Source organism: Bacteroides helcogenes P 36-108 (genome assembly GCF_000186225.1).
GTDB lineage: Bacteria > Bacteroidota > Bacteroidia > Bacteroidales > Bacteroidaceae > Bacteroides > Bacteroides helcogenes.
Genome location: NC_014933.1, coordinates 360543 through 374951 on the forward strand (window position 1 = coordinate 360543; position 14409 = coordinate 374951).

The window sequence follows — 14409 nt, forward strand, 5'->3', positions numbered from 1 at the left end:
AATGAGAATAGACTTAGATACGTGTGAGGAAATCCTTATCACGATAACAAGAAACAAGACACGAAGCCTGCTGACAGCGTTCGGTGTATTCTGGGGCATCTTCATGCTCGTAGCACTCATAGGCGGCGGGCAAGGGTTAAAGGAAAAGCTGCAATCGGAGTTCGAAGGATTTGCCACCAACTCCGGCTTCATCGCTGCACAGAAGACGAGTGAAGCTTACAAAGGTTTTCGTAAAGGACGATGGTGGGATTTGGAAATGGAAGATGTGGACCGTGTACGCAGTGTGGACGGCATAGCACTTGCCACGCCTTCATTTGCTCTTTGGAGTCAGACTGCGGTTTACGGAGAAAACAAATATGAATGTAGCGTAAAAGGATTTTACCCCGAATACGAACAGATAGAGCACCAGGAAATAACTTACGGGCGTTTTATCAACGACGTTGACATCAAAGAATCACGCAAAGTCTGCGTAATCGGCAAACGTGTTTACGAGAGCCTTTTTAAATCGGGAGAAGATCCCTGTGGCAAGTATATCCGGGTAAATGGCATTTATTACCGGATAATCGGAATGTGCTCTTCCGAAGGCAATGTCAACATCCAAGGCCAGGCTTCCGAAGCTATTGTGCTACCTTTTACCACCATGCAGCAGACCTACAATCTGGGGGGGAAATTGGATGTAGTATGTTTCATCATGAAACCGGGCGTAAAGGTGACAGATGTGGAGCCGGAAGTGGAACGTCTTGTAAAGGAAGCGCATTACATTTCACCGGACGACAAGCAGGCCATCATGTTTCTGAATGCAGAAGCGATGTTCTCCATGATGGATAACCTGATGTCCGGTGTGAATATCCTGATCTGGATGGTAGGCTTGGGCACTTTGTTTGCCGGAGCTATCGGTGTATCCAACATCATGATGGTCACCGTAAAGGAGCGTACCACGGAAATAGGCATCCGCCGCGCCATAGGTGCACAACCCAAGGACATCTTGCAACAGATTCTCTCTGAAAGTATGGTACTGACTACCGCAGCCGGCATGGCGGGTATTTCTTTTGCCGTACTGGTGCTGCAAGTGCTGGAAACTGCCACAAACGATCCAGGAGTGATAAAGACACACTTTCAGGTATCCTTCGGGCTGGCGATAGGCACATGCCTGCTACTTATAGCCTTAGGTATGCTTGCCGGACTGGCGCCCGCTTACAGGGCTATGGCAATAAAGCCGATAGAAGCCATCAGGGACGAATAAAAATCTGCCCCGAAGACAACCCGCATGGAAGAAAGAATAGAAAATGAAGAATAAACAAATATAAAAAAATATTAAGATGAAAACCAAGAAGTATCTGAAAATCGCGTCACTGGTCATCGTTGCCGCACTGTTTGTATGGACATTCGTGTTCCTATATCAAAAGTCGCAACCCAAGGTGATTGTTTATGAAACCATCAATGCTGAAGTGGCCGACCTTGAAAAGACAACCGTAGCCACCGGAAAAGTAGAACCGAGAGACGAAGTTCTTATCAAGCCTCAAATCTCCGGCATCATCTCCGAGGTATATAAAGAAGCGGGACAAAGCATCAGGCAAGGTGAAGTGATAGCCAAAGTAAAAGTTATTCCCGAATTGGGAACCCTGAACTCGGCCGAAAGCCGCGTGCGTCTCGCCAAAATCAGTGCCACACAAGCGGAAACCGACTTCTCGCGCATAGAAAAGCTATATAAAGACAAGCTCATCAGCCGTGAGGAATACGAGAAGGGCGAAGTGACCGTGAAGCAGGCACGCGAAGAATTGCAGACTGCCAAAGACAATCTGGAAATCGTGAAGGAAGGCATCACCAAGAACAGCGCCTCTTTCAGCAGCACACTTATCCGAAGCACCATCGATGGTCTGATTCTGGACGTCCCCATCAAAGTGGGTAACTCCGTAATCATGAGCAACACTTTCAATGACGGAACAACTATCGCCACCATAGCCAACATGAACGATCTTATCTTCAAAGGAAAGATTGACGAAACCGAAGTGGGGCGCGTACACGAAGGTATGCCTGTGAAGCTGACCATCGGAGCTTTGCAAAACGTTTCCTTCAACGCCGTACTGGAGTACATCTCTCCAAAGGGTGTAGAAGAAAATGGCGCCAACCAGTTCGAAATCAAAGCTGCGATAGCCGCACCGGACAGTGTACAGATTCGTTCGGGCTACTCCGCCAATGCCGAGATTGTACTGGAACGCGCACAAAAGACACTGGCCTTGCCGGAAAGTACGGTTGAATTCAGCGGTGACAGTACCTTTGTATATATACTGACGGACAGCGTGCCGACACAGAAATTCGAGCGCCGACAAATCAAAGTCGGCATGAGCGACGGCATCAAGATTGCTGTCAAAAGCGGAATCACCGCCAAAGACAAGGTGCGCGGAGCCGAGAAAAAAGACAAATGACTTTAAACAGACTTAAAGGAGAAACATTATGAACAAAAAGATATTCCTCTGTCTTGTCACAGCCTGTTACCTATCGGCACAGGCTCAAGAACGCTGGACTTTACGCCAATGCATCGACTATGCCATCGAGCACAATATCGACATTCGCAGAACCGCCAATGCAACCGAGCAAAGCGCCGTGGACGTCAATACCGCTAAATGGGCACGACTCCCGAATTTAAATGGCAGCGCCGGTCAAAGTTGGAACTGGGGACGTACGCAGACCGCCGTCAAAAATGAAAATACCGGTGACTACTCTACCGTATATGTCAATACCAGCAGTAACGGGACAAATATGAACCTCAGCACCAGTATCCCTGTTTTCACAGGCCTGGAAATTCCTAACCAATACGCATTGGCTAAATTGAACCTGAAAGCTGCCATGGCCGATCTTGAAAAAGCCAAAGAAGATATTTCCATCAATATAGCCTCGGCCTACCTACAAGCATTGTTCAATGAGGAACTGCATCAGGTGGCTTTGGGACAGGTGCAATTGAGCAAGGAGCAATATGCCCGTATCAACCGCCTGGCCGAGCTGGGCAAAGCATCCCCAGCAGAGGTGGCGGAAGCTAAGTCGCGGGTGGCGCAGGACGAAATGAGTGCCGTACAAGCAAGAAACAACTACAAACTGGCCCTGCTCGATCTCAGCCAGCTCATAGAACTGGAAACTCCGGAAGGTTTCACTCTGGAATCGCCCGCTGTCAATCCAAGCTTGACACCTTTGACACCTCCGGATGACATCTTCCAGACAGCTTTGGTAAACAAATCGTCCATACAAGCAGCACAATACCGTCTTGAAGGCAGCAAGCACAACATACGCATTGCCCAAAGCGCTTTCTATCCGCAACTGTCATTGAATGGCAGCCTCGGCACAAACTACTACTCCACCATCAACCGCACTTTCAGCCAGCAGATGAGTGACAACTTCAGCAAGTATGTGGGACTTAACCTCAGCGTTCCCATCTTCAATCGGTTTGCCACCCGCAACCGTGTACGCACGGCACGCCTGCAACGCGAAAATTATGCTTTGCAGTTGGATAATGCCAAGAAAACACTCTACAAGGAGATACAACAGGCATGGTACAAAGCGACAGCAGCCGAAAGCAAATACACCAGCAGTCATACCGCAGCCCTTGCCAGCGAAGAATCGTTCAAACTGATGAGCGAAAAATACGAGAATGGAAAAGCCAATGCCGTAGAGTACAATGAGGCCAAGCAAAACCTGATGAAAGCACAATCTGACGAACTGCAGGCCAAATACGATTATCTGTTCAGCTCCAAGATACTGGATTTCTATAAAGGAGTCCCCATTGAATAAAGTGTTCCAAAATCAGCTTATGGCATGATATTTCAAATATGAAATTTAGTTGTTGTGTTTGATTCTCCCCTCTTATATTTTCCGAAGGAAAAAAGAGGGGAGTTTTAATATTTCAAGAAACCATAAGGCATACCGGTATGGACATGGTTTGCGGATATTCCCAAAGAAAAAAGAGAAAAGAAATGACCAAAAGAATAATTGTTAAAGCAACGGCCGGATGCAGTCTCCTGTTTCTGCTGGCATTGGCAACATTGTATGTCTGCCGCACCACTCTATTACAACGGATGGCGGACAAACATATCACCCGTATAGAAACACGCTATGGACTGAATGTATCTTATGCCGACTTAGCCATGAAGGGTTTGAGCACCGTCTGCCTCAAAGGATTGTCTGTGATTCCCGAACATCGCGACACACTACTCTCTTTGCAGTCGCTCGATATTCGTATAGGTTTGTGGCAACTGCTTTGGGGCAATATCAACGTAAAAGATGTCCGGATGGACGGATTGAAGCTCAACTTCATCAAGCGGGATTCCGTTGCAAATTACGATTTTTTGTTCCTTCCACCGGATGCCGACAGGAATATTGCCCACACAGAGAAAGAAAAGACCAGCAACTATGCTCGCCGCACCAATACGATTCTGAATCTGCTGTTCGGCATACTCCCCGCCAACGGAGAACTGACCGACCTCTGCATCAGCGAACGTAAAAACCATAATTTTGTCACTTTCCGCATTCCGAAATTCAGTATTTTCGAGAATCGGTTCCGATCCGATATTTCTGTCATTGAAGATACCATTGTACAACAATGGCATACAATAGGAGAAATAAACTCATCTGCACGAAAGCTAAGTATCAGTATCTCGGCTCCACACTTGAGAATTCCTTACGTCCACCGCCGTTTGGGTGCTGAAATAGAATTTGACAGCCTTGTATGCAGTCTCTCACAAGGGAAGACGGAAGGAGAGAAGGCACGCCTCACCGGACAATCCGAAGTACGCGGCCTACACCTATACCACAAACGCCTTTCTCCGGAAACCATCAATCTGAATCAAGGGAAATTAGACTTCCATCTGAACATCACCTCACAGGTTATAGAGCTGGACAGCACAAGTCTCATCCGCTTCAACTCGCTAACTTTTCATCCTTACCTGAGAGTAAGATGGAAAAGAGACAATGCGCTGGAGAAAGCACTACACCTCACCGCCTCTGTCCATAAGCCGTGGTTCCCGGCAGAAGAGCTGTTCCGTTCGCTACCCAAGGGGCTGTTTGACAATCTGGAAGGTATCCGGACCTCCGGACAATTGGCCTTTCATTTTCTGCTGGATGTGGACTTCGCACATCCGGACAGCATGAAACTGGAATCGTCTCTGAATGAAAAAGATTTCCGGATTCTCAGTTACGGCAAAACAGACCTTCGCAAAATGTCCGGCGAATTTGAATATACGGCTTATGAAAACGGACAACCGGTACGCACTTTCCCCGTCGGTCCGTCTTGGAAAGGTTTCACACCGCTGGACAGCATCCCTCCTTTACTCCAAATGTCGGTTATGCAAAGTGAAGACGGCGCTTTCTTCTATCACCGGGGGTTTCTGCCCGATGCCATGCGTGAAGCATTGATCCACGACCTGAAAGTACGCAGCTTTGCACGGGGAGGAAGTACGATATCCATGCAACTGGTAAAAAACATTTTTTTGAACCGGAGCAAGAATATCGCCCGGAAACTGGAAGAGGCACTTATAGTATGGCTGATAGAAACAAAACGGCTGACATCAAAAGACAGAATGTACGAGGTGTATCTCAATATTGCAGAATGGGGACCGATGATTTACGGAATACGGGAAGCATCCGAGTTTTATTTCAATAAATATCCTTCGCAGTTGAACATAGAAGAATGCATCTTCCTTGCATCTATCATCCCCAAGCCCAAACACTTCAAAAATTCATTTACCGGAGATGGCAGACTGAAAGATAATCAGGAAGGATATTTTCGCCTGATTACAGAAAGGCTGGTGAAGAAAGGAATAATCAGTGAGGCGGAAGCCTCACTGGTAAACATCGAAAAACTGGTACTGAAAGGAACGGCAAAAGAATATTTCACCTCATCGGTTCCTCTTTCTCTCCACAGACCGTGAAGAATGCGAAGATTCTCTTTCGGAAGAACGTATTTCGGAAAAATTACTGCGACGGGTGTTGCTTTCCGATCTCGATCTCCTGACGCCAGAAGAAGAACTCCTCCCTTCTTCGGACTCTGTATTTACTCTGCTCCGACGAGTTGTACCCCTACTATAATTTCCCGTTCGGGTAGTTCCGGAAGGACGGACACCGGAATCCGGACGAATATTTACCGAACCGAAATCAGAATGACGGGTAGTACGATATGATCTGTTATCCCGGATGCGGTATGCTCCACTGTAAGCAGAGTGGTTATAACGTCCCCGGTAATAGCTCATATTAGGATAATGAGTACGATAATGCCCGCCGCAATATGTACGGTAATGGTATGGACGCGGAAAGTAAAAATGATTATGGTTGGTATAATTCAAATAAACACGAAACTCCCAGCGCCCGCCACTTACATAAACCGGACGATAAAAGCAGGAAGCCTGCATAAAACTGCCGTATTGCCGGCTGCTCAACACCCAACGCAAATCATCATTACGCACATCCAAATAATCATAATAGCGGTTCAACGCCCATTCCTCTCCCCGAAGCACATCATCCATCAAGAAACGTATGGCATTGATAAAATCATAGTTGATTTCATATACATCATTATACTGCTCTGTATTCAGATTCAGCTCATAAGCCATCTTGTCCGTAAGGAAACGGGTTTCCTTACGCACTCTACTGTTACTCATGGCCGCGCTGTAAACAACTGTACTCATTACAACGGCGATAAATACAAATATAATCCGTTTCATAATCATTCGATTTTAGTTATTTGTAGCATGATATTGTCTGATAAAGGCACTTATCTCGTTCTTATCTGTCGAGAAGTCCAGCTTATCTATCGCATAATAAAAATTCGGCTTATCTACTATTTTAGGATACATCCTCTTCATCAGCTCCTTCTTTTCACTGCTGAAGCTGTAAAACTCCATCAGACGGATGCACTGATCAGTAGTGAAACAAGAAGTTTGTAAAGCATGGTCAAGTACCGTTTTGCGGTCGGAATCGAAAACCTGTTTCTTCATCAATTCTATAAACTGTTCAAAAGCAGAAGAGGACATCACAAGTTGATCATGCCATTTTCCTCCCATCGGTCTGCCACCCGGGATAAATATTTCTGTCACCTCGCCAATGAAGCAACTCACACATTCATCATACAAAAGGTTTTCTCTGCGAAGATTCTCACCACGAGAGGTTGCTGCATAAATTTCTACCCGGTAACTTCCTCGCAGATTGGCAACGAAACAACTGAATGTGGGCAAACAAACCGGCTGACCGTCCACCACTACTACAATCTTCCGATAAGGGCTTTCTATGCGAATTCCATCGACCGATTCCGCTTTTGCGTCTGAAAATGCGAATAGAGCCAGACAAATACTTAACATTAAATGACGTATCATGGTATTCTTTTTTTTTATACTACAAAAATAGGGAGAAGAAATCCCCCCTCCCTAATGATTGTCTCTATTTATGAATAGGGAAATTCCTAATGTCCGCAGACTAATTCCTAATCTCAATGCCGTTTTCATCCAATATAAGCAGACGTTTCTTATACAGATCACCCACAGCCTTTTTAAAGGTCTTCTTGCTTACTCCGAAGACAGCATAAATATCTTCCGCCGGGCTTTTGTCATTCAAAGTGATTCGCCCACCCTGCCTGCGGATATAATCCAACAAAACAGAAGAAAAATCATTCACTTTGGCAGGCCCCGCTTTCTGTAATTCCAAGTCTATCTTACCATCTTCACGCACTTGTTTCACATAAGCCTTCAACACCATGCCTGTGTGTAGTGGCTGGAATATCTCGCTATCGTACAACAGACCACCATACAGGTTCTCTATAATCACTTTAAAGCCTAAATCCGTTTTCTGCCAAATCAAAACATCCACTTCTTGTCCCGGCTCATAGGAGGCCTTTTCTTTGGAGAGATAACGATCCACTTTAGCCGAAGCTACGATACGATAACTTTCATCATCCAGATGTGCATGGATGACGTAACTCTTACCCACCTGCATCTTCATTTTCTGCTCACGGAAAGGTACGAACAAATCTTTCATCAATCCCCAGTTAAGGAAAGCACCGTACTGATTTATCCATGCCACCTCCAAATAGGCAAACTGCCCTACCTGTACCAAGGGTGTCAGCGTTGTAGCAACCAAACGTTCTTCATTATCAAGATATATAAAAACGTTCAATTCATCTCCCACCTTACAGTCTTTAGGAACATAGCGGGACGGAAGCAGAATTTCGCCTTCTTCACCGCCATCCAGATACATGCCGAAATCGACTTCCTTTACTACTGTCAGTGTATTGTACTTTCCTAACTCAATGCTCATAACTTTGTTACTTTGGGTACAAAGATAAGAAATAAAAATGAGACAGAGTGTAAGATAAAGAAGAAGGTTGTAAACAAGCGATTTAGGTGATGATCAGATAAAGCTGAACAAGTAATCGATATTTCGAAGAATAAAGACAAATAGCCCTACAATAAAAATTTTATAAACATTGGTGTATATCACAAAAAAGGATACCTTTGTAAAGTGACAACATGCTAAAGTTATATACAACAGTGGGGCATCATAAACGGCAGAAGCATCTACCAGGAATTCAGTGCAATAAACAAGGAGAATATGCACATTTCTTGATGTCCCGCTACGCCTTATCTTAAAATCACAGGCTATGGGATACAACGAATTTATTGCGATTGTCAATACTTCGGCAATCTTTGTAATGGCATTGCTGGCCGTATTGCTGTTAGCTGCCACGAAGTTCCGGGGCGAGAACGCATATGCCGCCGCCATCATCGTGCTGACGACCATTCCGACCTACTCTTATAACCTCTGCCGCAGCGAGGGGTGGTATGACATCGCTCTGTGGTTTGCTCCGTTCTCTTTCTCGGTCAATACGATGCTGATGCCTTTGTTGTGGCTGTTCACCTACCGCAATTTCAATGCACGGTTCAAGTTCCATCCGGCAAGGCTGTTGCACTTCCTGCCTGCCGTGGGGTGCTTGGCGCTCTATTTCCTCTATATGCTTTCGCTTCCGTCCGCAGAGCGATACAACTTTATGGTTCACGAGAACACGGGCGATGATACTTGGCTGGGTGATGTCAATGCCGTGGTGGTCTTTACGCAGATGTTTGTCTATTTCACGATGATATTCGTTTATCTGCATCGGGCGGGAAAAATCATCCGTGAGAACTTTTCCGAAGCGGAATGGCTCTCCAAGCTGTGGATTCCGAAGTTCATGATGCTGTTTGCCGGGCTGTTCATGGCCGTATTCGTGTGCTACGCCCTTTGGCCGCGCACCGATGCGTGGCTGATACAGTTGCTGAACATCGTTGCAATGGGCTATTTGGTATTCCATGCCATGAAGACGGCCAACGTTCCGCCTACACTGACATTCTCGGAAGTGCAGGCAGAGGTTGTGCAGCCGGCAAACAGCAAGTGCAATGATGATGCTACGGTCAATAGGGAACAGTTGCAGACGTATGCCGATGCCGTTGTAGAACACCTCAAAGCATCGGAGGCCTATCTTAATTCCGATTTGACATTGCAGGATGTGGCGAAAGAAACCGGAATATCGTTAAACAAATTATCTAAAGCAATCAATCTGATAGCAGGTAAGAATTTCTTCGAGTTGGTGAATGGAATGAGAATCGAGAAAGCGAAAGAATTGCTTACCGATTATAAGGAGAACAATCAGACAATCGACATTGTAGCTTCCAACTGCGGCTTCAATTCCCGCGCGACATTCTACAACGCTTTCAAGAAATGCGAGGGTATCACACCGTCCCAATGGCTCAATTCGCATAAGAAATAACTCCTCTTCCGGCTATTTTGTCTAACCGTGCCACAGTTAGACAAATCATTTTCCCCTTTTATCTCCCAAAGGTTACATTTCCCATAACTTTGTTCAACAACGAAAAAACGAATTGTTGAACATAAAAAAAGGAAACATGAAACGAATCATTACATTGGCATTGCTGCTCTTTATAATGGGAAGCGCAACGGAAGCCTACTCGCAGGGGTGGCTCAACAGGTTAGGTAAAAAGGTCGAAGAAAAGGCCAAACGAAAAGTGGAGGAGAAAGCGGAGAAAGCCGTGGACAAGGTTTTCGACAAGGCGGAAGATGCCGTAACGGGCAAAGGCAAGAAGGCCAAAACCCAGAACAACGATGCCGGACAGGATGCCGACGAGCAGGTGGCGCAGGACGGCGGACAGCAACAGAAAGGGCAATCTCTTGAAATGACTTATGCCAAGAGCGATTTCGTGCCGGGCGATGAGATTATTTTCGAGGATTTGATGGATAATGAACAATTAGGCGAATTTCCTTCGATGTGGGATTTGAAAAAAGGAAGTTGCGAAATTTCTATGGTTAATGGTAAGAAAGCTGTTACCCGTGATCCGGGAGTCAATGCGGAAATTGTACCATTGATGAAAGACATGACAAATTATCTGCCTGAGAAATTCACTATCGAAATGGATATTCTAATGGCTCCACGCAGAGAAGGCAACCAATGGTATAAAATGTATTTTTATGATGCTGGTAAAAGACCTGTGATGGAATTTCAGATTGATAGTCGTGTGAATTACGTTGTTTCTTGGGATTATTATTCTCCTTCAAATGAAAGAATCGAGGGAGAATTTAAAACGGAAGATCTTATCACCTCCGGCGGTTGGCATCATTTGGCGATGTCGTTCAATAAGCGAGCATTCAAGATGTATATCGACGGGGTGCGTATTGCGAATATCCCTAACATGAAACAGCCAGCCAATTTCATGTATTCCGACTTCCCGATGAATAGCGCTTCAGGAGCCGCCCTTACCAATTTTCGCATTGCCCAAGGCGCTGTTCCCCTGTACGACCGCATGATGAGCGACGGCAAGTTCATTACCTACGGCATCACCTTCGACGTGGGCAAGTCCGTCATCAAACCCGAATCGATGGGTGAGATTAACCGCATTGTGCAACTGATGACCGAGAATCCGACGCTGAAATTCTCCGTCGAGGGACACACCGACAGCACCGGCAACGCCACGAGCAACCAAACACTCAGCGAAGCCCGCTCGAAATCCATCGTCGATAAGTTAGTGGAAATGGGCATCGCCGCCGACCGCCTCACCTCCTCCGGCAAAGGTCAAACCACCCCCATTGCCGATAATGCCACGGATGAGGGACGTGCCAAGAACCGAAGAGTAGAATTCGTGAAAATATAAGCCGCCATGTATCGTTGCACTATACTATTGAAAACGCTATTGTTGTCGGCACTTTTCGGAGTACCGACAGCAGCGGTGCATGCACAACTTCGGGTGGTTGATGTCTCAACATTGTCGGAAAAGGGAAACTACGAACGGGAAGGCGTGGTAACCGAAGAAACCGCCAACGACGAGGAATTTGTAAGCCTGTTGATGCAACTTCGGCAGCACGCCAACAAGACTTTGGCAACCGAAGCGCAAGACATGCACAAGAACAACAGCAGCAATCTCGATGCCTCGTTGCAGAAACTCGAAGAAGTCCGGAAAATGGGCGCGATATCCGAAGCCGACTATCAAAAGGCGATTGCCCAATTCAACAAAGCGAAAGCCGACATGGCGAAAGCTGACGAAACGGTCGGGCAACAAGCCTCCGGCAAAGGCATTTCCGACCCCGCCGCCCTGAAGGAGCGGATACGCCAATACTGCGTGGGTAAACGGTTCTACCGCCATGTGTGCCCCGAGGTGAAGGGCGTGCGGCGGGTCGATGTGGGTTCGCTTAATGGAGGTCCCATACCCCGATACAGAGGATTTATCAATAGTTTAGGCGAAATCATGGTTGAACCCGACCGATACTCGAATTTCAACTCGGGCGTAGCGGGGATAACTTGGAACCGTGACAACGCCTCTATGTGTTTCAGTATCGACGACAAGGCGATAGCGCATATCTGGAACGGAAAGGACGAGTATAGAAGCGCTTGCATGATAGACAACAAGGGGCGCGTGCTGTTGTCGGGCGACTACCTGTGGCTCTCCTTTTTTAGGGATTGCTGCCTGCTGAAAGCGGAGAAGACACAAGGAAAGTTCGGCATTATCGACTACGACGGAAACGTGCTTGAACCTTTCATTCACAGCGGCCCCAATGCAGAGGAAATGTATAAAGCAAAAGACCGCATCATGAAGGAAAAAGGTTGGACGCCGATTCAATTATTCTGATAAACTTAAAAATAAAAAGTATGAAAAAGATAAGCATATTAACAACATTATTATGCCTTGCGGCAATAACCGCCGTGGCGCAAGCCCCGATGTCGCCCCGTGCGGCAATGGCGAATTGCAAGATGCCCGCCGACGTGGAGAAAAACAAGCAGTTAGACATCGCCGTGGGCAAATGGATGGAACAGCAGCAAGCCTTCGAAGTCAAGGAAATTGATTTCAAAGAAATGGAGAAGCAAGAGCAGGAAGCGCAACGCGAACGTCAGGAAAACGTCCAGATAGACCCGGAGAAACAGATGGCGAATATCCAGCGCATGATGCAGGACATGAAGACGCACTACAAACTGACGGATAAGGAATTTGCCAACCTGCAACGCATGAGCGACAAACAGTCGGAAGCCTTCATCACCAAACGCTGCAAGGAACTGGGTATTCAGCCCCTCGACCCCTCGAAATACGGTATGCACTACGACCCGAAAGAGCAGGCGGAGACAACGAAACGCCAAGATGCCGAGGCGCAAATACCCGCGTTGGAAGCCAAGATAGCCGCCTACGACGAACGTTTCCAACAGGTGATGAAGAGAATCGAGGGACTGCGGAAGGAGCAGCAAGAAACCTATGACAACAACGCGAAAGGGCTTTATGACAAAATGGTGGAATACTGGAATAAATGGCAGCATATAGAGAAAGACGTTCATGGCAAGAATCAGGCAAGACTCGCCGAGGACACCTATGCGCCAGGAGGGAGAGCCGGAGACCAGCAATGGCAACTGCATTATGTGGGTGCGGCGCGCGAAAGCCTGCAAAGCCTGCTTTCCTACGCCGAGGAAGCCGACGACGCGCGGCTCACCATCGCCAAACTACGCCTTTCCACCATCAAAGACCCAATGGCACGCATGGGCATCAAGCAGCAGGCGCAGGGCAGTGCTGCCATGATGGTGTGGGCACATTTCAAGAGAGTGACGGAAGAGCGTCCCAATTCCAAATGCTTCGGCGAATTCATGGAGAAAGCGCGGAAAGCGGTGGGGGCCGAATAAAAAACAAAGCGTATGAAAAACATCCCTGAATCAAAATGAGTTATTGCATAAACTGCGGAATGAAGCTGTCGGACGGGGTACGTTTCTGTACCGGATGCGGAACACCCGTACCGTCAGCCGGGGCGACCGAGGTGTCGCCACCGCAACAAGAGATAAAAGTAGAACAGCGGCAAGCGGCGCCTGCGGCAGCGACCGTGCAGGGTGTTGTGACACCTCCGCCTGCGGGCAGCCGTTATGCTCCCATGTCAACCGGAGGATTTATCGGTATCTTCCTGTTGATGCTGATTCCGATAGTGAACCTGATTCTGCTGATTGTCTGGGCGTGCGGTGGTTGCCGCAAGGTGAACCAGACCAACCTGGCAAGAGCGATGCTCGTGCTGATGCTGATAGGCATCGTGCTGACTGTGCTTCTCACGCTCGTCGCCGGATTGTTCCTCGGCAGTCTGGGCGGACTGGACGGTATCAAAGATTCACTTCTCGACCGGGCTATGGAAACAGCGGGTGAATAAATGGAAATATAAACAATTTAATAAACAAAACTATGGCTTATTGCAGCAAATGCGGAACTGAAATTACCGACGGGACTAAATTCTGTCCTTCGTGCGGTACACCTGCCGGGGCATCCGCAGCCCAAGAGAACCGGCAGCAACAACAGAGTACGGAAACCAAATTTTCCGAAACGATGAACACGGCGGACACCACAACGCAGTTCGACCCCGCAGACGTGGAGAAGAACAAGGCGATGGGGGTACTGGCCTACCTCGGCATACTGGTACTCATACCGATTCTTGCCGCCAAAGATTCGCCATTCGCCCGCTATCACGCCAATCAGGGGTTGATACTCTGCATCGCCTGTATCCTCTACGGTGTGGCATACAGCATTTTGAGCAGTATTATTCTTGCTATCTCGTGGAGGCTTTACTTCTTGGTAAGCATCATCGGGCTGGTAGGCGTTGTATTCGCAGTATTATGCGTTATCGGCATCATCAATGCCGTAAACGGACGGGCGAAAGAGTTGCCATTGATTGGCAAATATAAATTGTTGAAATAGGCGGTGAGGTGTCATAATCAAACTTCCAAGAGCAAAACCTCCGTTCTGCAACGGAATGCAGCATCGCTACGGTTATCTGCTGGGGCCTTACGTGCACGACAGCAAATATGCCGAAAGCCTGACAGATGCCAAAAACCGCATTATGAGAGAAAAAGGGATGATTGGAACCGTGCATTGA

The 14409-nt window shown here is 47.2% G+C and carries 14 protein-coding genes; 11 read left to right on the forward strand and 3 right to left on the reverse strand.

Annotated features, from left to right (window positions below; translation table 11 throughout):
* Window position 1: 1 nt before the first annotated feature.
* From BACHE_RS01345 to BACHE_RS01360, 4 genes are all read left to right on the forward strand, one after another.
* Window positions 2-1243, forward strand: coding sequence for an ABC transporter permease (locus BACHE_RS01345; protein WP_013545904.1), 1242 nt, complete (start codon window positions 2-4; stop codon window positions 1241-1243).
* Between the two features lie 76 nt (window positions 1244-1319).
* Complete coding sequence (locus tag BACHE_RS01350; protein ID WP_013545905.1) at window positions 1320-2426, forward strand: efflux RND transporter periplasmic adaptor subunit; 1107 nt, start codon at window positions 1320-1322, stop codon at window positions 2424-2426.
* A gap of 28 nt (window positions 2427-2454) precedes the next feature.
* A complete protein-coding gene (locus BACHE_RS01355; protein ID WP_013545906.1) occupies window positions 2455-3783 on the forward strand; it encodes a TolC family protein in 1329 nt (442 codons plus the stop codon).
* 182 nt (window positions 3784-3965) lie between these two features.
* Window positions 3966-5918 (forward strand): biosynthetic peptidoglycan transglycosylase, encoded by a 1953-nt coding sequence (locus tag BACHE_RS01360; RefSeq protein WP_041579099.1) that lies wholly within the window; start codon window positions 3966-3968, stop codon window positions 5916-5918.
* On the opposite strand, the gene BACHE_RS01365 is transcribed toward BACHE_RS01360, so the two are convergent.
* From BACHE_RS01365 to BACHE_RS01375, 3 genes are all read right to left on the reverse strand, one after another.
* Complete coding sequence (locus BACHE_RS01365; RefSeq protein ID WP_013545908.1) at window positions 5886-6707, reverse strand: hypothetical protein; 822 nt, start codon at window positions 6705-6707, stop codon at window positions 5886-5888. The genes BACHE_RS01360 and BACHE_RS01365 overlap by 33 nt on opposite strands.
* Window positions 6708-6719: 12 nt before the next feature.
* Entirely contained in the window at window positions 6720-7355 is a 636-nt protein-coding gene (locus BACHE_RS01370; protein ID WP_013545909.1) for a proline and serine-rich protein 1 family protein, read from the reverse strand.
* Window positions 7356-7455: 100 nt separating this feature from the next.
* The gene (locus BACHE_RS01375; RefSeq protein WP_013545910.1) at window positions 7456-8292 is read right to left on the reverse strand and encodes a CvfB family protein; all 837 of its coding nucleotides are present in this window, start codon (window positions 8290-8292) and stop codon (window positions 7456-7458) included.
* 343 nt (window positions 8293-8635) lie between these two features.
* Between BACHE_RS01375 and BACHE_RS01380 the strand changes: the two genes are divergently transcribed.
* From BACHE_RS01380 to BACHE_RS17905, 7 genes are all read left to right on the forward strand, one after another.
* On the forward strand, window positions 8636-9778 hold the full coding sequence (locus tag BACHE_RS01380; protein WP_013545911.1) for a helix-turn-helix domain-containing protein: 1143 nt from the start codon (window positions 8636-8638) through the stop codon (window positions 9776-9778).
* A 136-nt stretch (window positions 9779-9914) separates the two neighbouring features.
* Window positions 9915-11174 (forward strand): OmpA family protein, encoded by a 1260-nt coding sequence (locus tag BACHE_RS01385; protein WP_013545912.1) that lies wholly within the window; start codon window positions 9915-9917, stop codon window positions 11172-11174.
* Window positions 11175-11180: 6 nt separating this feature from the next.
* Entirely contained in the window at window positions 11181-12146 is a 966-nt protein-coding gene (locus BACHE_RS01390; protein ID WP_013545913.1) for an HlyD family secretion protein, read from the forward strand.
* A 20-nt stretch (window positions 12147-12166) separates the two neighbouring features.
* A complete protein-coding gene (locus tag BACHE_RS01395; protein ID WP_013545914.1) occupies window positions 12167-13180 on the forward strand; it encodes a hypothetical protein in 1014 nt (337 codons plus the stop codon).
* Between the two features lie 35 nt (window positions 13181-13215).
* Window positions 13216-13689 (forward strand): zinc-ribbon domain-containing protein, encoded by a 474-nt coding sequence (locus BACHE_RS01400; protein WP_013545915.1) that lies wholly within the window; start codon window positions 13216-13218, stop codon window positions 13687-13689.
* 32 nt (window positions 13690-13721) lie between these two features.
* Window positions 13722-14231: a DUF4870 domain-containing protein gene (locus BACHE_RS01405; RefSeq protein ID WP_013545916.1), complete on the forward strand. Its 510-nt coding sequence runs from the start codon at window positions 13722-13724 to the stop codon at window positions 14229-14231.
* A 55-nt stretch (window positions 14232-14286) separates the two neighbouring features.
* Window positions 14287-14409 carry a hypothetical protein gene (locus tag BACHE_RS17905; protein WP_280956417.1) on the forward strand — a complete coding sequence of 41 codons (123 nt, stop codon included), beginning with the start codon at window positions 14287-14289 and terminating at the stop codon, window positions 14407-14409.

Bases quoted from the DNA above. Each gene is read 5' to 3' on its own strand.
- BACHE_RS01405 (WP_013545916.1), top strand. From the start codon at position 13,722: ATGGCTTATTGCAGCAAATGCGGAACTGAAATTACCGACGGGACTAAA.
- BACHE_RS01395 (WP_013545914.1), top strand. From the start codon at position 12,167: ATGAAAAAGATAAGCATATTAACAACATTATTATGCCTTGCGGCAATA.
- BACHE_RS01350 (WP_013545905.1), top strand. From the start codon at position 1,320: ATGAAAACCAAGAAGTATCTGAAAATCGCGTCACTGGTCATCGTTGCC.
- BACHE_RS01375 (WP_013545910.1), bottom strand. From the start codon at position 8,292: ATGAGCATTGAGTTAGGAAAGTACAATACACTGACAGTAGTAAAGGAA.
- BACHE_RS01355 (WP_013545906.1), top strand. From the start codon at position 2,455: ATGAACAAAAAGATATTCCTCTGTCTTGTCACAGCCTGTTACCTATCG.
- BACHE_RS01380 (WP_013545911.1), top strand. From the start codon at position 8,636: ATGGGATACAACGAATTTATTGCGATTGTCAATACTTCGGCAATCTTT.
- BACHE_RS01370 (WP_013545909.1), bottom strand. From the start codon at position 7,355: ATGATACGTCATTTAATGTTAAGTATTTGTCTGGCTCTATTCGCATTT.
- BACHE_RS01365 (WP_013545908.1), bottom strand. From the start codon at position 6,707: ATGAAACGGATTATATTTGTATTTATCGCCGTTGTAATGAGTACAGTT.
- BACHE_RS01385 (WP_013545912.1), top strand. From the start codon at position 9,915: ATGAAACGAATCATTACATTGGCATTGCTGCTCTTTATAATGGGAAGC.
- BACHE_RS01345 (WP_013545904.1), top strand. From the start codon at position 2: ATGAGAATAGACTTAGATACGTGTGAGGAAATCCTTATCACGATAACA.
- BACHE_RS01360 (WP_041579099.1), top strand. From the start codon at position 3,966: ATGACCAAAAGAATAATTGTTAAAGCAACGGCCGGATGCAGTCTCCTG.
- BACHE_RS01390 (WP_013545913.1), top strand. From the start codon at position 11,181: ATGTATCGTTGCACTATACTATTGAAAACGCTATTGTTGTCGGCACTT.
- BACHE_RS01400 (WP_013545915.1), top strand. From the start codon at position 13,216: ATGAGTTATTGCATAAACTGCGGAATGAAGCTGTCGGACGGGGTACGT.
- BACHE_RS17905 (WP_280956417.1), top strand. From the start codon at position 14,287: ATGCAGCATCGCTACGGTTATCTGCTGGGGCCTTACGTGCACGACAGC.